This window comes from Pseudoxanthomonas koreensis, from assembly GCF_041890415.1.
GTDB classification, from domain to species: Bacteria; Pseudomonadota; Gammaproteobacteria; order Xanthomonadales; family Xanthomonadaceae; genus Pseudoxanthomonas; species Pseudoxanthomonas koreensis_A.
This window is the reverse complement of the sequence record NZ_CP169056.1, coordinates 1,744,989-1,766,352: the sequence shown is the minus strand read 5'-3', so window position 1 is coordinate 1,766,352 and position 21,364 is coordinate 1,744,989. Positions and strand designations below refer to the sequence as shown.

15 protein-coding genes are annotated in these 21,364 nt (G+C 69.5%); 8 read left to right on the top strand and 7 right to left on the bottom strand.

Going from position 1 to position 21,364, the window contains the following annotated elements:
- Nucleotides 1–28: 28 nt before the first annotated feature.
- A complete protein-coding gene (locus tag ACEJ41_RS08060; RefSeq protein WP_374011779.1) occupies nucleotides 29–940 on the bottom strand; it encodes a ScpA family protein in 912 nt (303 codons plus the stop codon).
- A 430-nt stretch (nucleotides 941–1,370) separates the two neighbouring features.
- Here ACEJ41_RS08060 and ACEJ41_RS08055 point away from each other — a divergent pair, with 430 nt between their 5' ends.
- From ACEJ41_RS08055 to ACEJ41_RS08020, 8 genes are all read left to right on the top strand, one after another.
- Nucleotides 1,371–1,670 carry a YciI family protein gene (locus tag ACEJ41_RS08055; RefSeq protein ID WP_374011778.1) on the top strand — a complete coding sequence of 100 codons (300 nt, stop codon included), beginning with the start codon at nucleotides 1,371–1,373 and terminating at the stop codon, nucleotides 1,668–1,670.
- A gap of 16 nt (nucleotides 1,671–1,686) precedes the next feature.
- Nucleotides 1,687–2,757, top strand: coding sequence for a LacI family DNA-binding transcriptional regulator (locus ACEJ41_RS08050; protein ID WP_374011777.1), 1,071 nt, complete (start codon nucleotides 1,687–1,689; stop codon nucleotides 2,755–2,757).
- A 56-nt stretch (nucleotides 2,758–2,813) separates the two neighbouring features.
- Nucleotides 2,814–5,813: a TonB-dependent receptor domain-containing protein gene (locus ACEJ41_RS08045; RefSeq protein ID WP_374011776.1), complete on the top strand. Its 3,000-nt coding sequence runs from the start codon at nucleotides 2,814–2,816 to the stop codon at nucleotides 5,811–5,813.
- Between the two features lie 106 nt (nucleotides 5,814–5,919).
- Nucleotides 5,920–7,575: a glucoamylase family protein gene (locus tag ACEJ41_RS08040; protein WP_374011775.1), complete on the top strand. Its 1,656-nt coding sequence runs from the start codon at nucleotides 5,920–5,922 to the stop codon at nucleotides 7,573–7,575.
- Between the two features lie 44 nt (nucleotides 7,576–7,619).
- Nucleotides 7,620–8,903 (top strand): sugar ABC transporter substrate-binding protein, encoded by a 1,284-nt coding sequence (locus ACEJ41_RS08035; protein ID WP_374014096.1) that lies wholly within the window; start codon nucleotides 7,620–7,622, stop codon nucleotides 8,901–8,903.
- The gene (locus ACEJ41_RS08030) at nucleotides 8,900–9,778 is read left to right on the top strand and encodes a carbohydrate ABC transporter permease (protein ID WP_374011774.1); all 879 of its coding nucleotides are present in this window, start codon (nucleotides 8,900–8,902) and stop codon (nucleotides 9,776–9,778) included. Before ACEJ41_RS08035 ends, ACEJ41_RS08030 begins: the two co-directional genes overlap by 4 nt.
- 25 nt (nucleotides 9,779–9,803) lie before the next feature.
- On the top strand, nucleotides 9,804–10,640 hold the full coding sequence (locus ACEJ41_RS08025) for a carbohydrate ABC transporter permease (protein ID WP_374011773.1): 837 nt from the start codon (nucleotides 9,804–9,806) through the stop codon (nucleotides 10,638–10,640).
- Between the two features lie 737 nt (nucleotides 10,641–11,377).
- Entirely contained in the window at nucleotides 11,378–14,461 is a 3,084-nt protein-coding gene (locus ACEJ41_RS08020; protein WP_374011772.1) for a discoidin domain-containing protein, read from the top strand.
- Between the two features lie 73 nt (nucleotides 14,462–14,534).
- Here the strand turns inward: ACEJ41_RS08020 and eda are convergent, their stop codons facing one another.
- From eda to zwf, 6 genes are all read right to left on the bottom strand, one after another.
- The gene (eda, locus tag ACEJ41_RS08015) at nucleotides 14,535–15,194 is read right to left on the bottom strand and encodes a bifunctional 4-hydroxy-2-oxoglutarate aldolase/2-dehydro-3-deoxy-phosphogluconate aldolase (protein WP_374011771.1); all 660 of its coding nucleotides are present in this window, start codon (nucleotides 15,192–15,194) and stop codon (nucleotides 14,535–14,537) included.
- 125 nt (nucleotides 15,195–15,319) lie between these two features.
- Complete coding sequence (locus ACEJ41_RS08010) at nucleotides 15,320–15,583, bottom strand: hypothetical protein (protein ID WP_374011770.1); 264 nt, start codon at nucleotides 15,581–15,583, stop codon at nucleotides 15,320–15,322.
- A gap of 407 nt (nucleotides 15,584–15,990) precedes the next feature.
- On the bottom strand, nucleotides 15,991–17,907 hold the full coding sequence (gene edd, locus ACEJ41_RS08005; protein WP_374011769.1) for a phosphogluconate dehydratase: 1,917 nt from the start codon (nucleotides 17,905–17,907) through the stop codon (nucleotides 15,991–15,993).
- A gap of 119 nt (nucleotides 17,908–18,026) precedes the next feature.
- Complete coding sequence (gene pgl, locus ACEJ41_RS08000; RefSeq protein WP_374011768.1) at nucleotides 18,027–18,740, bottom strand: 6-phosphogluconolactonase; 714 nt, start codon at nucleotides 18,738–18,740, stop codon at nucleotides 18,027–18,029.
- On the bottom strand, nucleotides 18,737–19,729 hold the full coding sequence (glk, locus tag ACEJ41_RS07995) for a glucokinase (RefSeq protein WP_374014095.1): 993 nt from the start codon (nucleotides 19,727–19,729) through the stop codon (nucleotides 18,737–18,739). The genes pgl and glk overlap by 4 nt, the downstream gene beginning before the upstream one ends.
- A gap of 2 nt (nucleotides 19,730–19,731) precedes the next feature.
- On the bottom strand, nucleotides 19,732–21,177 hold the full coding sequence (zwf, locus tag ACEJ41_RS07990; protein ID WP_374011767.1) for a glucose-6-phosphate dehydrogenase: 1,446 nt from the start codon (nucleotides 21,175–21,177) through the stop codon (nucleotides 19,732–19,734).
- Between the last annotated feature and the right edge of the window lie 187 nt (nucleotides 21,178–21,364).

Sequence of the window (21,364 nt, the reverse complement as noted above, 5' to 3'; positions counted from 1 at the left end):
GCAGGGTCTGGGGGAAGGGGGAAGGGCGTCAGCCCGCAGCCGGTTCGGCGGCGTCGTCGCCGTCGTCGAACTCGCTGTGGAACTGCAGCGGTTCATTGGTGTTGCCCACGGCCAGCGACTTGACGTGGATCGGTGCCAGCGGGGCCTCCTGGACGATGTCCAGCAACTGCTCCTTGGCCAGCTCCAGCAGCGACAGGAAGGTGACCAGCACGCCCAGCCGGCCCTCCTCGGCCGTGAACAGCGACTCGAAGCGATGGAAGCGCCCATCCTCCAGCCGTTGCAGCACCTCGCCCATGCGCTGGCGCACGCTCAGCGCCTCGCGCCGGATCGCGTGGCCGCTGAACAGCTCGGCGCGCATGAGCACGTCGCGCAGCGCCAGCAGCATCTCGCGCAGGTCCACCGGCGGCGGCAGGCGGATGGCCTGGCGGTCGGGGACATGGGCCTGCGCCAGGGTGGTGTCGCGGTCCAGGCGGGGCAGGGTGTCGATGTCCTCGGCCGCCTGCTTGAAGCGTTCGTACTCCTGCAGCCGGCGCACCAGCTCGGCGCGCGGATCGACCTCTTCGCCGTCTTCCCGCGGCGGCCGCGGCAGCAGCATCCGCGACTTGATCTCGGCCAGGATCGCGGCCATCACCAGGTACTCGGCCGCCAGCTCGAACCGCAGGTCCTGCATGACGTTGATGTAGTCCACGTACTGGCGGGTGATCTCGGCCACCGGGATGTCGAGCACGTCCAGGTTCTGGCGCCGGATCAGGTACAGCAGCAGGTCCAGCGGCCCTTCGAAGGCATCGAGGATGACTTCCAGCGCATCCGGCGGGATGTACAGGTCCTGCGGAATCTGCAGCAGCGGCTGGCCATGCACCACCGCCAGCGGCATTTCCTGCTGCAGCGGGGCCGGCGGCTGGGTTTGCGGGGTCGCGTCTTGCGCGGGTTCGGAACTCATTCTGCTCGAAAGCCATGCCCGGAACGGGGCGCACCGCAGGCGCCGGCAACGGCGAGGGTACGCGTGCGGTGGCGGACGTCGCCGATGGGCCGGGACGGGCGCCGCTTACATGCAATATCAAGTACTGGTCGTGGCGCCGCGGGGGCGCGGCGGCCAACGGGCCGGGGGTGGACTGCGTGCGGCCGTTCGCCGGCCAGCGGGACGGTCGTCAGTGGGCCTGGATCCTGCGCCAGGCGCGGCGCTGGATGCGCTCGGGGCTGGGAGGAGCCTGGGTGGCCTGCACCGACGGGCCGCTGCTTGGCGACCGCATGGTGGGCAAAGAGTAAGCGCTGGCCGGCGCCCTTGTCCAGCAGGCCGTGACGGCGGGGTGGGCGGGTCTACAATCGCCGTGGTGGCAACCCGGCCATTGCAACGAAGGAGTGGAGTGCGGATGTGGTACGTGATCGAGGGCTACGACGGCAAGGATGGTCTGGCAGGACGCGCGCAGGCGCGGGCGGCGCACCTTGAGCGGCTGCATGCACTGCGCGATGCCGGACGGCTGCTGGTCGCCGGGCCGTGCCCGGCGATCGATGCCGAGGATCCGGGCCCGGCCGGCTTCAGCGGCAGCGTGGTGATCGCGCGCTTCGATTCGCTGGAGCAGGCGCGCCAGTGGGCCGATTCCGATCCGTACGTGGCCGCCGGCGTCTACGAGCGGGTCCAGGTACGCCCGTTCCGGCACGTGCTGCCCTGAGCCGGAGCGGCGCCGCATGGCCCGGGCCACGGTCACCATCCATGACGTCGCGCAGGCGGCAGGCGTCTCGGTGGCCACCGTATCGCGCGCACTCAACGGCCACAGCAACGTGGCCGAGCCGGTACGCCAGCGCGTGCACGAGGCCGCCCAGCGCCTGCGCTACAGCCCGCACGGCGCTGCGCGCAGCCTCAGCAGCCGCAGCACCCAGACCATCGGCGTGGTCCTGCCGGACCTGCATGGTGAATTCTTCTCCGAGTTGATCCGCGGCATCGACACCGTCGCGCGCGGGCGCGGGCGCCACCTGTTGCTGTCCAGTTGCCATGGCGACCCGGAACAGCAGGGCGCGGCACTGCGCGCGATGCGGGGCCGTGTGGATGGCCTGCTGGTGATGTCGCCCTATGCCGACCGCCCCGGCTTCCTGGCCGAAAACCTGCCGCAGCCGCTGCCGGCGGTGCTGATCAATACCCACCAGGCCGAGCCGCTGTGCCCGGCGCTGGAAGTGGACAACCATGCCGGTGCGATGGCGATGGTCCGGCACCTGCTGGAACTTGGCCACCGCAGGATTGCCTTCATCGGCGGGCCGGAGGCGAACCATGATGCGCGCGAACGCCTGCGCGGCTTCCGCGCGGCGATGGCGGCCCAGGCCGATGCGCATGCTAGCGAATATCCCGGCGCATTCGACGAAGCCTCCGGGCATCGCGCCGGGCAGGCGATTCTGGCTGCGCGGCCGCGTCCCGATGCGGTGTTCGCGGCCAACGACATGATGGCGCTGGGCTGCCTGTATGCATTCGCCCATGCCGGTGTGCAGGTACCGGGCCAGATCGCCCTGGCCGGATTCGATGACATCCCGCTTGCGCGCTTCGTTCACCCGTCCTTGACGACGATGCGGGTGAGTATCGCCGCATTGGGCGGACGCGCGATGGAACGCCTGCTGGCGCTGGTCGAGGCCGGCAATGCGGAGGTCGGCCAGGAGCAGGTCGACCGGCAGGTGCTTGCGCCCGAGCTGGTGGTCCGCGCGTCCAGCGCCGGCCATGCGCCGCCGCCCGAACGCACCGGGCGGCGGCGCGCACCGAAACCGGAGGGCTGACGCGGGCACAGGGGACCGGGTCGCGCCTTCCAACCATCCACTGGAGGAATACCCGAATGCATCCCCGACGCGGCACCCACCCGGCCCGGACCATTCTCTCGGCCACCCTGGCCGGATGCCTGGCACTGTGCGCGGGCCAGGCCCTGGCCCAGAGCACCGGCGCCACCATCCGCGGCCAGGTCATTGCCGACGCATCCCCGGCGTCGGCAGCCACCGTGACCGCGGTCAATACCGCCACCGGCCTGCGCCGCAGCGTGCAATCCGGTACCGATGGCCGCTACGTGCTCACCGGGTTGCCGCCGGGCACGTACCGCATCGACGTGGTGGCGGGCGAGCAGGCCGCCACCCGCGAGCTGACCGTGCAGGTCGGCCAGACCGCAACCGTCGACCTGGGCGTCGGCGGCCTGCCCGAGACGGCGCCGGCGGGCGCGGCCACCACCCTGGATACGGTGCAGGTCACCGGCGTGGCGATCGAGACCCGGACCTCGGAGATCGCCAGCTACATCACCCAGCGCCAGATCGAGGCGTTGCCGCAGGGAACCCGCAACTTCCTTGCGTTTGCCGACACCGTGCCCGGCGTGCAGTTCCGCACCGGCACCGATGGCTCCACCCGGCTGCAGTCCGGTGCGCAAAGCGGGGCCAACATCAACGTGTTCATCGATGGCGTGGGCCAGAAGGACTACGTGCTGCGCGGCGGCGTCAGCGGCCAGGACACCAGCCGCGGCAATCCGTTCCCGCAGTCGGCGATCGGCCAGTACAAGGTCATCACCTCCAACTACAAGGCCGAGTACGATCAGCTCAGCAGCGCGGCGATCACCGCGGTGACGCGCTCGGGCGGCAACCAGTTCGACGGCAGCTTCTTCTGGGACCGGACCAGCACCGACTGGCGCAGGGCCACCGAGTTCGAGCGCGACAACGACGGCAAGATCCCGTCCAAGGAGGAGCAGTACGGCGTGTCCTTCGGCGGCCCGATCGTCCGTGACCGCGCGCATTTCTTCCTGGCCTACGAGGCCAAGGAATACACCTCGCCCAGGGCGATCATTCCCGGCGAGGGCTACACCGTGGACGCGCTCCCGCCCGCGCTGCGCGAGTTGGCCCACGACACCACCGCGCCATTCAAGGAGGACCTGTACTTCGGCAAGATCGACTGGTCCATCGGCCAGGCGCACCTGCTCGAGCTCACCCTCAAGTACCGCGACGAGACCGAGCTGACCAACGTCGGCAACGGCCCCAACACCGCCTCCTACGGCACCGCCCGCGACAACGACGAGACCCGGGTGGACCTGCGCTACCAGTTCAGCGGCGGCAACTGGCTCAACGATGCGCACCTGACCTTCGAGGAGTCCAACTACAACCCGCGCCCCCTCAACGCGGGTTTTGGCTACGTGCTGACCACCACCGCCACCGCCACCGATCCCAACGACATCAGTCGGGTGATCCTGCGCACCGGCGCCGGCGGTGATTACCAGAACAAGGGCCAGGAAGGCTGGTCGCTGCAGAACGACCTGACCTTCACCGGCTGGTCCGGGCACACGCTGAAGATGGGCGTGAAGTGGAAGCGGGTCGAACTTGGCGCGCAAGAGCAGCAGCCGTACTACCCGCAGTATTTCTACGACATCGACAACAGCCTGGCGGTGCCGTACCGGGTGCGCTTCGGCGCCGGCCTGGCCGGCATCGCCGCCGGCAGCGCCAGTTCGCGCAGCACCCAGGTGGGGTTGTACATCCAGGACGACTGGGAGGTCACCGAGCGGCTGACCCTGAACATCGGCGTGCGCTGGGACTACGAGGAAAGCCCCACCTACCTGGACTACACCACGCCGCAGGCGGTGGTCGATGCGCTGCATGCGCCCGATCCGCGCGCCGCCGACGGGCACAGCTATGCCGAAAGCCTGGCCCGCGGCGGCATCGACATCGCGCGCTACATCAGCACCGGCAACAACCGCAGTGCCGCCACCGGCGCCTGGCAGCCGCGCCTGGGCTTTTCCTACGACCTGTCCGGCGACCAGCGCCACGTGGTCTTCGGCGGTGCCGGCCGCGCCTATGACCGCACCCTGTTCGACTGGCTGCAACTGGAAGTGACCAAGGCCACCTTCCCCTCCTACGAGTACGCGATCAACGCACCCGGCCATCCCTGCGCGGGGGACGGGTGCCTGGCGTGGGGCGGCGCGCCCTGGGACCAGGCCTCGCTGGACGCGCTGGTCGCCGGCAACCCCGGCGCCGGCCGCGAGATCGACCTGCTGCACAACGACCTGAAGACCCCGTACTCGGACCAGTTCAGCCTGGGCATCCGCAATGTGTTCGGGCTGTGGGGCCAGCAATGGAATTCGTCGGTGACCCTGCAGCGGATCGAGTCGCATGATGGATTCGCCTTCATGCTGGGCAACCGCCTGCCCGATGGCAGCTTCTTCGCCGCCGGCACCACCTGGGGGGCGCCGTGGGGTGCTGGCGTGCCCGGCTACGGCGCGCTGCTGCTGGGCACCAATGGCATCGAAACCCGCGCCAACTCGCTGCTGGTCAGCCTGGACAAGCCCTACACCGATGCCTCCGGCTGGGGCATGACCCTGGCCTACACCTACACCGATGCCAAGGAGAACCGCCAGTTCGGCGAGCACTACGCCCTGGATTATCCCGACCTGGCCGACTTCGGCTGGAAGAAGGCCGGCGGCGTGCCCGAGCACCGCCTGGTGGCCACCGGCATCTACGATGGCCCGTGGAATACCACGCTGTCGGCCAAGCTGACCCTGGCCACGCCGACCCCGCGCTACGGCACCAATTGCCTGGGCGGCTGGAACGACTGCGTGATCGACCAGTACACCCCCGAGGGGACCCTGGGCTTCAAGCAGTTCGACCTGGCCCTGATCAAGGAGTGGGATACCGGGTCGGACTGGCGCCTGCGCCTGCGTGCCGACCTGCTCAACGTCTTCGACTGGGTGAACTACGCCGGCTACGACGACTGGTGGGGCGCCCCGGGCGAGCCCAGCGCCGGTTTCGGCACGCCCAACAGCCAGTTCCTGCCGACCCGCACCTTCAAGCTGTCCATCGGTTTCGACTGGTGAACCCGGCGCCGTCCGTGACCGGCGTCCGGACACCGGCACGTGGGGGATTCCCCAGCGGGCGCCGGGATGGCCAGAATAGGGGCCAGGCTCTGGAGGTCATGACGGGATGAAGTTGCAGGCAGTGGGAACGCGCTGGGGATGGCTGGCCGGCCTGGCAGTGCTGCTGGCCGCTTGCGGGCCAGCGCCGGCACCGGCGCCGGAACCGGCTGCGCCGCCGCCGCCGAAGCCCGATGTGATCCTGATCGAACCGGTGCTGCCGGAGCGTCCGCCGCGGCCGGAGCTGCCGCCGCTGTTCCGCGACATCGAAAAGCGCACCTTCCAGTTCTTCTGGGACACCACCAACGAGCAGAACGGCCTGACCCCGGATCGCTACCCGTCGCGGCCGTTCGCCTCGATCGCCTCGATTGGTTTTGCCCTGACCGCGTACCCGATCGGCATCGAGAACGGCTGGGTCAGCCGCACCCAGGCGGTGGACCGCACCCTGACCACGCTGCGCTTCCTGCGCGAGATCCCGCAGGGGCCGCAGCCGACCGGCAAGGGCGCCTACAAGGGTTTCTACTACCACTTCATCGACATGCGCGACGGCCACCGCTACGACAGCTGGGTGGAGCTGTCCAGCGTGGACACCGCGCTGCTGCTGATGGGCGTGCTGTTTGCCCAGGCCTATTACGAGGGCGACGATCCGCGCGAGGTGGAGATCCGCAAGATCGCCGACCAGATCTACCGCCGGGTCGACTGGAACTGGCTGCAGGTGCGCGCGCCGCTGGTATCGATGGGCTGGTTCCCCGAAAGCGGCTTCATCGTCCACGACTGGATGGGTTACAACGAGGCCATGCTGCTGTACGTGCTGGCGCTGGGCTCGCCGACCCACCCGGTCGACCCGGACGCGTGGACCGTGTGGGCGCGCACCTACAACAACGACTGGGGCGTGTATTACGGCCAGGAGTACCTGAGCTTCGGGCCGATGTTCGGCCACCAGTACAGCCACGTCTGGATCGATTTCCGCGACATCCAGGACCAGTACATGCGCGAGCGCGGGATCGACTACTTCCTCAACAGCCGCCGCGCCACGCTGGCCCAGCGCGACTACGCCATTGCCAACCCGATGAAGTGGAAGGACTACGGCGAGAACGTCTGGGGCCTGACCGCCGGCGACGGCCCGCAGAACACCCGCCAGACCTACCGCGGCGAGGAGCGCGAGTTCCGCCACTACTCGGCGCGTGGCGCCGGCCTGCGCGAGAACTTCGACGACGGCACCATCATCCCCACCGCGGCGATCGCCTCGATCGTGTTCGCACCGGAGGTGGTGATCCCCGCCACCGAGGAGATGCACCGGCGCTATGGCGACTACCTGTACTCCAGCTACGGCTTCCTGGATTCGTTCAACCCCAGTTTCAACTACGACATCCCGCTCAAGACCGGGCGCCTGGTGCCGGGCCGCGGCTGGGTGGCCAGCGACTACATCGGCATCGACCAGGGCCCGATCCTGGCGATGATCGCCAACTACCGCAACGAGTTCGTGTGGTCGGTGATGAAGAAGAGCCCGTACATCCGCACCGGCCTGGAGCGGGCCGGTTTCCGCGGTGGCTGGCTCAATCCCGAGGACGAGCCGGCCGAGCCGATGCAGGTGGACGCCAATGCCGCCAACGCGCGCGCGCTGGGCATGGCCGAATCGCGCGCGGCCGCGGCCGAGGCCCAGCGCCAGGCCGCGCAACGCCAGGACGCCAACCCCTCGGCCAACCGCGCGCAGCCACCACGGTGAGTGCGCGCCGCGCACGGGCACGGCAGCCGCTGCGCAGTGCATGGCTGCTGCTGTGCACATGGCTGGCGCTGGCCGTCGGGTGCGCGGACGATCATCGGCGCGAGCCGGTGCGGTTCTGGGCCATGGGCCGCGAGGCCGAGGTGGTCGCCGAGCTGGTCCGCGAGTTCGAGCGCGAATCGGGGATCGCGGTGCAGATCCAGCAGATCCCGTGGAGCGCGGCGCACGAAAAGCTGCTGACCGCCTTCGCCGCCGACGCCTTGCCCGACGTATGCCAGCTGGGCAACACCTGGATTCCCGAGTTCGCGGTGCTCGGCAGCCTGGAACCGCTGCAGCCCTACGTGGATGCGTCGGCGGTGGTCGACCAGGGCGATTACTTCCCGGGGATCTGGGACACCGCGGTGATCGACGGCGAGCTGGTCGGCGTGCCCTGGTACGTGGATACCCGGCTGCTGTTCTACCGCAAGGACCTGCTGCGCCAGGCCGGAGTCACGCAATTGCCGCAGACCTGGGCGCAGTGGGAGCAGGCGATGGCTGCGCTCAAGCGCGATGCCGGGCCGGATCGCTACGCGATCCTGATGCCGCTCAACGAGTTCGAGCAGCAGCTGTCGCTGGCCCTGCAGCAGGGCGACCCGCTGCTGCGCGACGATGCCACGCGCGGCAATTTCCAGAGCCCCGGGTTCCGCCGTGCGGTGGGCTTCTACGCCAACATGTTCGAGCAGGGTTGGGCGCCGAAGATGTCCGAGACCCAGATCTCCAACGTCTGGGACGAATTCTTCAACGGCTTCTACGCCTTCTACCTGTCCGGGCCCTGGAACATCCGCGAGTTCCGCAAGCGCCAGCCGCCGGCGCTGGAAGGGCAGTGGGGCACCATGCCGCTGCCCGGCCCGGACGGCCCCGGCGCCGGGATCGCCGGCGGCACCAGCCTGGTGCTGTTCCGTGGTTCTCCGCGCAAGGACGACGCCTGGAAGCTGGTCGAATTCCTGTCGCGGCCCGACATCCAGCAGCGCTTCCACGCCCTGATCGGCGACCTCCCGCCGCGGCGCAGTGCCTGGGAGCATCCGGCGCTGGCGGGCGATGAGCTTTCGCGCGCGTTCCGCGAACAACTGGAACGGGCCAGGCCTGCACCCAAGGTGCTGGAGTGGGAGCGGATCGTGCAGGAGATGCGGATCGCCACCGAGCGCATCGTGCGCGGCGGACAGGCGCAGGACCAGGCACTGGCCGAGCTGGATGCGCGGGTCGATGCGATCCTGGAAAAACGCCGCTGGATGCTGGCGCGTGATCGTGCCGATGCCGATGCCGGTGCGGACGCTGCGGAGCGCGCGCCATGACCCGTTCGCTCGCCGGCTGGGTGTTCGCCGCGCCGGCATTGCTGGTGATCGGCGTGTTCTTCGGGTTGCCGGTCCTGTCGGCGCTGGCGCTGAGCCTGACCGACTTCGACCTGTATGCGCTGGCCAACCCGGCCAACCTGCGCTTCGTGGGTCTGGACAACTATCTGGAGCTGCTGCGCACGCCGATCTTCTGGAAGTCGCTGTGGAACACCGGCTACTTCGTGTTGCTGGGGGTGCCGCTGTCCATTGCGGTGTCGCTGGGAGCGGCCCTGTTGCTGCATGCGCCGGCGGCGCGCTTCAAGGCGCTGTTCCGCACCGCGTTGTTCGCACCGGTGGTCACCACCCTGGTGGCGGTGGCGGTGATCTGGCGCTACCTGTTCCATACCGGCTACGGCCTGGTGAACTGGGCGCTGGGCCATGTTGGCATCGCGCCGGTGGACTGGCTGGGCGACCCGCGCTGGGCGATGCCGACCATCATCGCGTTCGCGGTGTGGAAGAACTTCGGCTACAACATGGTGATCTTCCTGGCCGGCCTGCAGGCGATCCCGCAGGACCTGTACGAGGCGGCGCGCATCGACGGCGCCTCGCGCTGGCAGCAGTTGCTGCACATCACCCTGCCACAGCTGGGGCCGGTGTTGCTGGTGGTCGGCGTGATCACCGTGTCCGGCTATTTCCAGCTGTTCGCCGAGCCCTACGTGATGACCCGCGGCGACCCGCTGCAGAGCACGGTCAGCGTGCTGTACTTCATGTTCGAGGAAGGCTTCAAGTGGTGGAACCTGGGCCGCGCCTCGGCGGTGGCCTTCATGCTGTTCCTGGTGATCCTGGCGGCAACCATGCTGATGCTGCGGATCGGGCGCAGGAGGGATCTGGTATGAGCCGGCCATGCAGGGAGGGCGCGGCATGAGCGCCGAGGTCGGGCAATCGCGCGCGCATGCGCTGCTGGTCAACGGTGCGCTGCTGGCGCTGGCCGTGCTCAGCCTGGCGCCGTTGCTGTGGATGCTGTCGGTCTCGTTCATGCCGCCAGGCCAGGCCAGCCGTTTCCCGCCGCCACTGCTGCCGTCGGCGGCCACGCTGGAGAACTACCACGCGCTGTTCGCGCGCACCGGCATGGCCCGCAACTTCGCCAACAGCCTGCTGGTGTCGGCGGGCATCACGCTGGGTTCGTTGCTGGTCAATACCCTGGCCGGTTACGCGTTCGCCAAGCTGCGTTTCGCCGGGCGCGAGCGGATGTTCCGGATGCTGCTGGCCGCGCTGGTGGTGCCGGCGCAGGTGGCGATGCTGCCGCTGTTCCTGATGATGAAGCAGATGGGGCTGGTGAATACCTACGGGGGGGTGATCGTGCCGGCGCTGGCCAGCGTGTTCGGCATCTTCCTGGTGCGCCAGTACGCGCGCTCGATCCCGGACGAGTTGCTGGAGGCGGCGCGGATCGATGGTGCCGGCGAGGGGCGGATCTTCTTCTCGGTGGTGTTGCCGATGCTCAAGCCGGTGCTGGTGACGCTGGCGATCTTCACCTTCATGGCGGCATGGAACGATTTCATGTGGCCGTTGATCGTGCTTGCCGACCAGGAGCACTACACGTTGCCGGTGGCGCTGGCGTCGCTTTCGCGCGAGCACATCCAGGATGTGGAGATGATGATGGCCGGGGCGGTGGTCACGGTGATTCCGGTGCTGGCGCTGTTCCTGCTGCTGCAGCGCTACTACATCCAGGGGTTGTTGCTGGGCAGCGTGAAGGGGTGATGCGGGTGGCGATGATGTCATTGCGGTGGCTGGAGTGGGCGGCGACGCGAGCCTTGGGCGGGGCGGAGGCTGGGGTCGAGGCTGGTGCGGAAGCTGAAGCGGAGGCTGAAGCCGAAGCCGAAGCCGAAGCCGAAGCCGAAGCCGAAGCGAAAGCCGAAGCGAAAGCCGAAGCGTCGGCTTGCGTGCTTGGCTTGGGGGCCGCCGCGATGCCCCGGCCCGGGACACGCCGTAAATCCATCCATGGAGGCTCGGGCGCGCCATCCATGGCGCGCACGGTCCCGGCCCGGGACATCACACCGACCCTCCGGGTGATTCCGTCATCGGACGGGAGGGGCAACAGCATCAACAACAGCACCACCGCCATCAACAGCGTCGGCAGCGACATGGCGCTGATGCTTTCCATCCGGCCTGCATATGCCGGCATGGGCGGTGGTGTTGGAGCGGGCGGGGATGCTGCCGGCTTTTCGTTCCGGTCGTCATGTCCGCATGAAGGCGAGGGTGGCCGGCCTTGGGCGAAACCGTACGCGCCATGGATGGCGCGTTCGAGCCTCCATGGATGGATTCACGGCGTGTTTCGCCCAAGGCTGGCCACCCTCGCCCTCAGCCACGCGAGCGCTGTTGCCGTTGCCGTGGCCACCTTCGCCCTCCACCACGCAAGGGCTGTTGCCGTTGCCTTGGCAGCCGGCGTCTTTGCGTTCGCATCCGTCGCCCCAGCTGGCGCTTCCAACAGCACGCGCGTGCTGGATGATTTCGAAGACGCTTCCGCCTGGCGCGTTGTTGCGTCCGACCAGGTCAGCGGCAGCATCCGCCGGGTCGAGGGCGCGCAGGGCGGAGCGCTGTGCCTGGACTACGACTTCAACGGCGTGTCCGGTTATGCCGGCATCCAGCGCGACCTGGAGCTCGACTACCCCGGGAACTATCGCTTCGGGTTCCGGTTGCGTGCCGAATCGCCCGCCAATGACCTGCAGTTCAAGCTGGTGGATGCCAGCGGCGACAATGTGTGGTGGGTCAACCGCACGCGCTATGACTTCCCGCGCCAGTGGCAGCAGGTGCACTACCGCAAGCGCCATATCGACAAGGCCTGGGGGCCCGACCCTGACCGCACGTTGCATCGCAGTGCCAAGGTCGAGTTCACCATCTACAACAATGCCGGTGGCCACGGCAGTGTCTGCTTCGACGAACTGGCGTTCGAGCCCTTGCCGGCCGAACCTGCGACACCGCCGGCACCGGTGTCGGCCATCGTGCCCGGAAGTTGCAACGACGCCGGGAGGGTGATGCAGGCCATCGATGGGGACCTTTCGACCGTCTGGAGCGCGCAGGGCGCCCAGCGCCTGGAGCTGGACCTGGGCCAGGTGCGCGAGTTCGGTGGCCTGGTGCTGCGCTGGGCGGCCGCGGACCAGCGCCCTGTGCGCTATGCGCTGGAACTGGACGATGGTGAGGGCGAGGGCGAGAGCCGCTGGCGCGAGGTGCGCCGGGTCGAGCACGGCCGTGGCGATGTCGACTGGATCGCCTTGCCGGAAGCGGAAGCGCGGCGCATTGCGCTGGTGCTGGAGGGCGGGCACTACGCGCTGGCCGAAGCGCAGGTGCGGCCGCTGGCGTTCTCCGCCCACCCCAATGACTTCATCAAGGCCGTGGCCGCCGACCTGCCGCGTGGCTGGCTGCCGCGCGGGTTCAGCGGGCAGCAGCCGTACTGGACCATCGTCGGCATCGATGGGGGGGCCGAGCTGGGCCTGATCGGCGAGGACGGCGCGGTGGAAGTGGCGCGCGGCGGCTTCAGCATCGAGCCGTTCGTCGTCGGGCCGCAGGGGCTGCGCAGCTGGGCCGACGTGCGCACGACGCAGCACTTGCGCGGCCAGGGATTGCCGATGCCGGGCGTGACCTGGGAGGCCCCTGCAAACGGGGAGGGCGCCTGCCTGGCGCTGGACGTGGATGCCTTCGCTCACGGCACGCCCGACGACTCCAGGCTGGTGGCGCGCTACCGGCTGTCCAACCCGGGGGACACGTCGCTGGATTGCACCCTGGCGCTGGCGATCCGGCCATTGCAGGTCAATCCGCCCAGCCAGTTCCTCAACACCGTCGGTGGCGTCAGCAGGATCGAGCGGCTGGCGATCGAGGACGCCACGGTGCGGGTCGATGGCAGGCCGCGGGTGTTCGCGATGCAGGCGCCGGATGATGCGTTCGTGACCACGTTCGACGCCGGACTGGACGTGATGCGCCTGGCGTCGGGCGACCTCCCGCCGGACACGGCGGTGGAAGACCCGACCGGACTGGCCTCGGGCATGCTGCTGTACCGCTGGCGCCTGGCACCGGGACAGGTGCGCGAGGTCGCGCTGGTGGTGCCGCTGAGCGGGCCGGCGCGCGTGCCGGAAGGTTTCGACGCCCCGCACGCAGCGGCCGCCACCGAAGCGATGTGGCAGGCGCACCTGGGCCAGGTGCAGTTGCGCCTGCCGCCGGCTGGCCGGGATTTCGCCGACACCGTGCACACCGCGCTGGGCCACATGCTGGTGTCGCGCATCGGCCCCAGCCTGCAGCCGGGCACGCGCTCGTACTCGCGCAGCTGGATCCGCGATGGCGCGATGATCGCCGAAGGATTGTTGCGGCTCGGCCGTCCGGAAGTGGTGCGCGAATACCTGGAGTGGTACGCGCCCTACCAGTTCGCCAACGGCAAGGTGCCGTGCTGCGTGGATGCGCGCGGCAGCGACCCGGTGCCGGAGAACGACAGCCATGGCGAGCTGGTGTTCGCCATTGCCGAATACTGGCGCTACACCGGCGACCGCGCATTCCTGGAGCGGATGTGGCCGCACGTGTTGGGTGCGTTCGAGTACATGGAGCAGCTGAGCGCCAGCGAGCGCACGCCGGAAAACCGCCGCCGCAACCCGGCCTTCTTCGGAATGATGCCGGCCTCGATCAGCCACGAAGGCTATTCGGCCAAGCCGATGCATTCGTACTGGGACAACTTCTGGGCGCTGCGCGGCTACAAGGACGCCGAGGAGATCGCACGGGTACTGGGCAAGGCCAGCGCCGCGCGCCGCATGGCGCAGGCGCACGCGCGGTTCCGCGCCGACCTGGCGGCCTCGCTGCAAGCGGCCACTACCGCGCACGGCATCGACTACCTGCCGGGTGCGGCCGAACTGGGTGACTTCGATCCCACCTCCACCACGATTGCCCTGGCCCCGGGCGGCGAACGCGACTGGCTGCCCGCCGGCCTGCTGGAAAACACCTTCGAGCGTTACTGGCACGAATTCGTGCAGCGCCGCGACGGCCTGCGCCAATGGAAGGACTACACGCCCTACGAGTGGCGCAACGTGGCCGCGTTCGTGCGCCTGGGCTGGCGCGAGCGGGCGTGGGAGGCAACCGGATACTTCTTCGCCGACCGCGCACCGCCGGCCTGGAACCAGTGGGCCGAGGTGGTGTCATCCACCCCGCGCACCCCGTTTTTCGTCGGCGACCTGCCGCATGCCTGGGTGGCATCGGACTTCCTGCGCTCGGCGCTGGACATGTTCGCCTACACCCGCGAACGCGACCGCAGCCTGGTGCTGGCCGCCGGCGTGCCAGCGGCGTGGCTGGACGGCGAGGGCATCGCGGTCGATGGCCTGCACACCCCGCACGGACGGCTGGGCTATGCGCTGCAGCGCGTGGGTGGCGAGCTGAGGCTGGAGGTGGCCGCCGACGCCGGTTTGCCGCCGGGCGGGCTGGTGCTGCCATGGCCGTACCCGGGCACGCCGGGCAAGACCGTCATCGATGGCCAGCCGGCAGCATGGCAGGATGGCGAACTGCGCATCGGCAGGGCGGGTGCATCGGTGCGCATCGCGATGCCGTGAACCGCCGCGCTTCCGAATGCAAAGGGCGACCCGCGGGTCGCCCTTCCACTGCAGCTCCGGTCCTGGCGCCGGATCAGCCGGCGCGCACGCCTGCCACGATTGCCGCGGCCTTGGCCGCGCTGGCCTCGACCTTGTCCCACTCGCCGGCCTTGAGCCAGGACTTCTGCACCATCCACGAGCCGCCGATGCACACCACGTTGGGCTGCGACAGGAACTCGGCCGCGGTGTCCTCGGTGATGCCGCCGGTGGGGCAGATCTTCAGGTCGGCCATCGGCCCGGCCAGGCCCTTGAGCATGGTCAGCCCGCCCACCGCGCTGGCCGGGAACAGCTTGCACACGCGGAAGCCGCGCGCCATCAGCGACAGGAACTCTGTGGGAGTGGCGCCGCCGGGCACGGCCGGGATCGGGGCCTGGGCCAAGGCGTCGGCCAGCTCGGCCGTGGTGCCGGGGGTGACCAGGAAATCGGCGCCCAGCTCGATGCAGCGGCGCATCTGCTCGATGGTGGTCACCGTGCCCATGCCCACCGCGATGTCCGGCAGATCCTTCTTCAGCGCCACCAGCGCTTCGAGCGCGGCAGGCGTGCGCAGGGTCAGCTCGATCGCGGTGAGCCCGCCCTTGAGCAGCGCGGCGGACAGCTTGCGCGCCTCGTCCACGCTGTCGGCGGTGACCACCGGCAGGATGCCGGAGGTGCGCAGCAACTGTTCGGCCTTGGCCTGGGTATCGGCGATGCTCATGTGGGACGACGGCTCCGGATGCGGGATATCCCGGCAATTCTAGCGCGTGCGTCGTGTAGCCGACCACGGCAGGCGTCGGCAGCCGGCCGTTCTCCCCGGCGCCGGGCCGGGGAGAAGCGGTGCCATCACTTGCGCTGGGCCAGCGTATCGACGTCCAGCCGGACCTTGGTGGTCTTGGCCATGGTGCCCTCGGCCTTGCCAAGCTCCACGCCAGTGACCGGATTGGAGGCCGGATCCGACGTGGTGCGCTCGGCCATTGCCATCACGGTGCGCTCTTCCATCGGGTCCAGGGCCACGCCCGGGATCCCGTCGCCGCCATCGACCGCAGTGAACTGCTCCGGGTCGGACACGTAGTCGAAGTTGTCGTCGCTGTTCCACGGGCCACGCATGTCGCCTTCGCCCTGCGAAGTGTTGACGTACGGTAATCCCCCCGCGGGTTAGCTGACGCCAGAAGTGGAATTTTCTCGTACCCTTTCCCGAGGAGGTTCCATGAAGAAGTCCCGCTTCACAGACAGCCAGATCATCGCCGTGCTCAAGCAGGCCAAATCGTTCCAGCCTGGCCGGCCGGACGCCTCCTGTAGGAGCCGGCCTTGCCGGCGACCGCGGTGCGGGGTGGTGTGTCGCGATGCCGCAGCCTGCGGCGGGTCGCCGGCAAGACCGGCTCCTACATGCGGCGGCCAATGAACGTTGGACGGTGTGGTGCGAGCCGGGGGACATGAGCGGCAGCAGGCATCGTGCCGTGCCGCCGCGACAAGCCCTCCCGCCGCACCGCTTCCCGCAACGCAGCCGCGCGGGATCAGGCGTCCTTGGAGTCGTGCGGCGCCATCGCCGCCTCGGCGTCGCCGCCCAGCTCGTACTCGGCGTCGTAATTCCAGTTGCCGCCATCGTGCGCCGGCGGACCGCAGGAGATCGACAGTGCGCCCTGGTCGGCCGGGCCAACCAGGGCTCGACTGTGCGCGAACAGGTTGCGGCCCATGTCGTGCGCGTTGGGCGCGGTGTTGGGCGCGCATTCGCGCGCGTTCCACTCGGCTGCATCGACCAGCACCTCGAGGATGCCGGCCTCGGCATCCACCCGCACCATGTCGCCATCGCGGACGCGGCCGATGGCGCCGCCGCGCGCGGCCTCCGGGGTGACGTGGATGGCGGCGGGAATCTTGCCCGAAGCACCGGACAGGCGCCCGTCGGTGACCAGCGCCACGTGCCGGCCCTGGTTCTGGAGCATGCCCAGCAGCGGCGCCAGCGAGTGCAGTTCGGGCATGCCGTTGGCGCGCGGGCCCTGCCAGGTCACCACCGCCACGAAATCCCGCGGCAGCACGCCTGCGGCATGCAGCTTGTTGAGCTTCTGCGGCGCGTCCACCACCACCGCCTGGGCCTCGACAAAGCGGTGCTCGGGCTTGACCGCCGACAGCTTGATCAGGCCGCGGCCGATGTTGCCGCGCAGCAGGCGCAGGCCGCCCTGGGCCTCGAAGGGCGCGGCCACCGTGCGCACCACCGATTCGTCGCCCGAGGATGCAGCCGCCGGCTCCGAGGACAGCACGCCGCCATCGGCCAGGCGAGGTTCGCGGGTGTACTCGCGCATCCCGCCGGGAACAACCGTGGGCAGGTCGTGCATCAGCCCTGCGTCAAGCAGTTCGCGGAACACGAACGGCACGCCACCGGCGGCCTGGAAGCGGTTCACGTCGGCTTCGCCGTTGGGATACACGCGCGCCAGCAGCGGCACCACCTGCGAGATCTGGTCCATGTCGTCCCAGGTCAGGGCGATGCCGGCCGCGCGGGCAACCGCGATCCAGTGGATGGTGTGGTTGGTCGAGCCGCCGGTGGCCATGAGCGCGGCCACGGCATTGACGATGGCGCGCTCGTCGATCAGCTTGCCGAGCGGGCGGTAATCGTCGCCCAGCGCGGTCATTTCCAGCACCCGGCGCACCGCTGCCTCGTCCAGCGCGGCGCGCAGCGGGGTGCCCGGGTTGATGAACGAGCTGCCCGGCAACTGCACGCCCATCGCCTCCAGCATCACCTGGTTGGAATTGGCGGTGCCGTAGAACGTGCAGGTGCCCGGCGAGTGGTAGGACTGCGCCTCCACCTCCAGCAGTTCCTCGCGCGTGGCCTCGCCGGCGGCGTAGCGCTCGCGCACCTCGGCCTTCTTCTTGTTGGGGATGCCGGCCGGCATCGGCCCGGCGGGCACGAACATCGCCGGCAGGTGGCCGAAGGCCAGGCCGGCGATCAGCAGGCCGGGCACGATCTTGTCGCAGATGCCCAGGTACAGGCCCGCGTCGAAGGCGTCGTGGCTCAGGCCCACCGCGGTGGCCTGCGCGATCACGTCACGCGAGAACATCGACAGTTCCATGCCGGCACGGCCCTGGGTGACGCCGTCGCACATTGCCGGCACGCCGCCGGCGACCTGCGCGGTGGCGCCGAGCTGGCGGGCCATGGTGCGGATGCGCTCGGGATAGTGCTCGTAGGGCTGGTGCGCCGAGAGCATGTCGTTGTAGGCGGTGATGATGCCCAGGTTGGGCGTGGCGCCGCCGCGCAGGCGCGCCTTGTCGTTCTCGCCGCAGGCGGCGAACACGTGGGCCAGGTTGGCGCAGCTCAGCGGCGTGCGGTTGGGGCCGTCGCGCAGGGCGGCCTCGATCCCGGCCAGGTAGGCGGCGCGCGGTGCTGCGCTGCGCTTGCGGATGCGTTCGGTGACGGCTTCGATCTTGGGATGCAGGCTCATTGGCGTAGGGCTACGAGGGGAGGAAACGGGTCTGGTGCCGGGTCCGGCAGGCCAGGGGCGCGGCGGGTGCGCGCCGACGCGGTGCCGGAGGCCCCGTCAGGTCCCGCCGGCGACGGCGGTCATGGGCACCAATGTACCCGCATCGGCTCACCCTTGAGCCCGAACATCACCCGGATCGGAAGTTCGCGCGCATCGCCTTCGCCCAGTGCACGCTGCAGGACCTCGCGCTTTGCCGCGCCGCGCAGCAGCAGCAGGCGGCGGCGGGTGCGGGCCAGGCCGGCCGGGGTGAGGGTGATGCGCCGGGTCCAGTCGCCGGCAACCGCGCAGCCGGTGGCATCCATCGCCGCATAGGGCTGTTCGCTGGCCAGGGCGCGCTCGAGGTCCACCGAGCCGGGGAACAGCGAGGCGGTATGACCATCGTTGCCCATGCCCAGCACCACCAGGCACGGATCCTGGGCATGCTCGGCTTCCAGGTTGGCCGCGTGCACCGATTCGGCCAACGACAGGCCTTCGCGCACCAGCGGCTCGAAGCGGCCCACTTCGGCAAGATTGAGCAGGCTTTCACGCACCAGGTAGGCGTTGCTGGCGCTGTCCTGCGGCGACAGCCAGCGTTCGTCGGCCAGGCCAACGGTGACCTTGGGCCACTGCAGCGGCGCTACCGCCAGCTGCGCATAGATCGGCGCGGGCGTGGTCCCGCCGGACAGCAGCATGCGCGCGCTGCCGTGGGTGGCCAGCTCCTGGGCCAGCACCGTTTCCATCTCCGTGGCCACGGCATGCACCCAGCTTTCCGGGTCGGAATGCTCGATCCATTCAATGCGGGAATCGGAAATCATGCGTGGCTCTCCCTTCGTACAAGATCAACAGCATACGCGGCCGCGCCAAGCAGGCCCGCCTGCGGATGCAGCACCGCAAGCGATGGCACCTGGCCCATGGTCGGCGAGAACCGGCCCTTGTATTCGAAACGCTGGCGGAAACCGGAGTGGCGCAGCGAATCAAGCATCTTGGGCACCAGCCCGCCGGTGAGGAACACGCCATCCCAGGCGCCCAGGGTCAGCACCAGGTCACCGGAAATGGCGCCGAACACCGCGCAGAACACGTCCACCGCGCGCATGCACAGTACATCGCCCTGGGCAGCGCGCGCGGTCACGTCCTTCGGCTCCAGCAGGCCGGGGTCCACGCCGGCGATCACGCACAGGGCGCGATGGATGTTGACCAGGCCGGGGCCGCAGACCAGGCGCTCGTTGGAAACCCGGCCGTACTGGGCCGAAAGGATTTCCAGGATGCGGATCTCCTCCGGCGTGCCCGGCGGGAAACTGACGTGCCCGCCCTCGGTTTCCAGCGGATAGCAGCGGCCATCGCGTACCACCAGGCCGCCCACGCCCAGGCCGGTGCCCGGGCCGAGCACGGCATAGGTGCGTGGATCCTGCCCCGATGCCGGCGTCCACGACACGCCGCCGATCGCGACCACGTCGTCGGGGCCATAAAGGCTGATGGCCATCGCCTGGGCGGCGAAGTCGTTGATCAGCTCGACCTGGTCGAAGCTGAGCATGTCGCGGGTGCGCTGGCGCGAAATCACCCAGGGGTGGTTGGTGATCCGTGCCTGGTCGCCGTCCACCCGCCCGGCCACGGCGAACACGCCGCGCCGGGCCGTGGCATCGGCCTGCTCCAGGTAATGGCGCGCGGCCTCGGCCAGTGACGGGAACTGCGCCACCGCGAACTCGCGCACGCTGTCGGCCAGCAGCGGCGAGGACGCGCTGGGGTCGGCCAGGGCAAAGCGCGCGTTGGTGCCGCCGATGTCGGCGATCAGGAACGGGTCGGCCATGCTCATTCGCCGCGCTGCTTCGGCCGCGCCACCGCGTCGAACTGCTCGGGCAGGAACACCGCCGAATTTTCCGGGCCCCAGCTGCCGGCGGGGTAGGGCTGCAACGGTGCGTCGGCATCGCGCCACGCATCCACCACGCTGTCGATCCAGGCCCAGGCGACTTCGACCTCGTCGTCGCGCACGAACAGGGCATGGTTGCCGTTGAGCGCATCCAGCAACAGCCGCTCGTAGGCGATGCGCCGGTTCTGGCCGGTCTGCGCGGACAGTTCCAGCTCCAGCGGCTGCAGTTCCAGCGTGCCCCATTCGGGGCCGGCCAGGCTGCTCATCAGGCCCAGCTCGATGTCCTCCTGCGGCTGCAGGCGGAAGGTCAGGCGGTTAGGCGCGGCATGCGCGCTGTCCGGGCGCTCGAACAGCCAGTGGGTCACCGGCTTGAGGGTGACCGTGACCACGGTGGAGCGCTCCGGCATGCGCTTGCCGGTGCACAGGTGGAACGGCACGCCAGCCCAGCGCCAGTTGTCGATGTGCGCGGTGACGCCGACGTAGGTTTCGACATCGCTGTCATCCGGCGGCGCATAGGCCTGCACCGGCTCGCCATCGATGGTGCCGGCGATGTAGCGGCCGCGCACGCTGTGGCGCTTGGCCTCGGCGGCACTGAACGGACGCAGCGCGCGCAGGACCTTGACCTTCTCGTCGCGGATCCGGTCCGAGGCCAGCGAGGCCGGCGGCTCCATCGCCACCAGGCACAGCAGCTGCAGGATGTGGCTCTGGACCATGTCGCGCAGCGCGCCGGAACGGGCGTAGTAGGAGTTGCGGCCATCCACGCCCTCGCTCTCGGACACCAGGATGTGCACCGAGTCGATGTAGTCGCGGTTCCACACCGCCTCCAGCAGGGTGTTGCCGAAGCGCAGCGCGATCAGGTTCTGCACCGCCGCCTTGCCCAGGTAGTGGTCGATGCGGAAGATCCGGTCCTCGTCGATCAGGCGGCCGATGGTCTGGTTGATCTGGCGCGCGGAGTCCAGGTCGTGGCCGATCGGCTTTTCCAGCATCAGCCGGTTCGGTGCCGCGAACGCACCGCCCAGGGCCAGGCCCTCGCAGGTGGTGATGTACAGGCTCGGCGGGATCGACAGGTAGCTCACGCACGGGCGGTCGACCATGTCACGGACCGCGTCGGCCACCGAGGCGGGGGTGCGCATGTCCACCGAGCGGTAGTCGATGCGCTGCAGGAACGACTCGATCTGCTCGGGCGTGGGCGTGTAGCCGGACAGCTTGCCCAGGCGCTCGCGCACGATGCCGCGGAACTTCTCGGTGTCGTGCGGCGACAGCGCCATGGCGCGGACGCGGAAGTTCTCCGGCAGCAGGCCGTCGCCCTGCAGGCGCAGCAGCGAGGGGAACAGGTAGCGCTGCGCCAGGTCGCCGGTGGCGCCGAACAGCAGCAGGGTGTCATGCATCCGGGGGGCTTCCGTAGGGTGTGGCATCGGGTTTCCGCTTGAGGTCTCGTGGCACCGCCTGGACGCGCCTGGGCGCGACCGGTCGGGGTCGGGTGGGGGGCTGGCGAGCATTCCGGCACGGCTGCGCCGAAACCATTGAAATATGGCCGCGCAGCGCGGTCCTTGTCCAGTAGCCGGCGCTTGTCCG

Coding starts and splice junctions, on each gene's coding strand:
- ACEJ41_RS08040 (WP_374011775.1), top strand. CDS start 5,920: ATGAAGTTGCAGGCAGTGGGAACGCGCTGGGGATGGCTGGCCGGCCTG.
- ACEJ41_RS08025 (WP_374011773.1), top strand. CDS start 9,804: ATGAGCGCCGAGGTCGGGCAATCGCGCGCGCATGCGCTGCTGGTCAAC.
- ACEJ41_RS08060 (WP_374011779.1), bottom strand. CDS start 940: ATGAGTTCCGAACCCGCGCAAGACGCGACCCCGCAAACCCAGCCGCCG.
- edd (WP_374011769.1), bottom strand. CDS start 17,907: ATGAGCCTGCATCCCAAGATCGAAGCCGTCACCGAACGCATCCGCAAG.
- ACEJ41_RS08010 (WP_374011770.1), bottom strand. CDS start 15,583: ATGCGTGGCCCGTGGAACAGCGACGACAACTTCGACTACGTGTCCGAC.
- eda (WP_374011771.1), bottom strand. CDS start 15,194: ATGAGCATCGCCGATACCCAGGCCAAGGCCGAACAGTTGCTGCGCACC.
- pgl (WP_374011768.1), bottom strand. CDS start 18,740: ATGATTTCCGATTCCCGCATTGAATGGATCGAGCATTCCGACCCGGAA.
- ACEJ41_RS08030 (WP_374011774.1), top strand. CDS start 8,900: ATGACCCGTTCGCTCGCCGGCTGGGTGTTCGCCGCGCCGGCATTGCTG.
- zwf (WP_374011767.1), bottom strand. CDS start 21,177: ATGCATGACACCCTGCTGCTGTTCGGCGCCACCGGCGACCTGGCGCAG.
- ACEJ41_RS08055 (WP_374011778.1), top strand. CDS start 1,371: ATGTGGTACGTGATCGAGGGCTACGACGGCAAGGATGGTCTGGCAGGA.
- ACEJ41_RS08050 (WP_374011777.1), top strand. CDS start 1,687: ATGGCCCGGGCCACGGTCACCATCCATGACGTCGCGCAGGCGGCAGGC.
- glk (WP_374014095.1), bottom strand. CDS start 19,729: ATGGCCGACCCGTTCCTGATCGCCGACATCGGCGGCACCAACGCGCGC.
- ACEJ41_RS08045 (WP_374011776.1), top strand. CDS start 2,814: ATGCATCCCCGACGCGGCACCCACCCGGCCCGGACCATTCTCTCGGCC.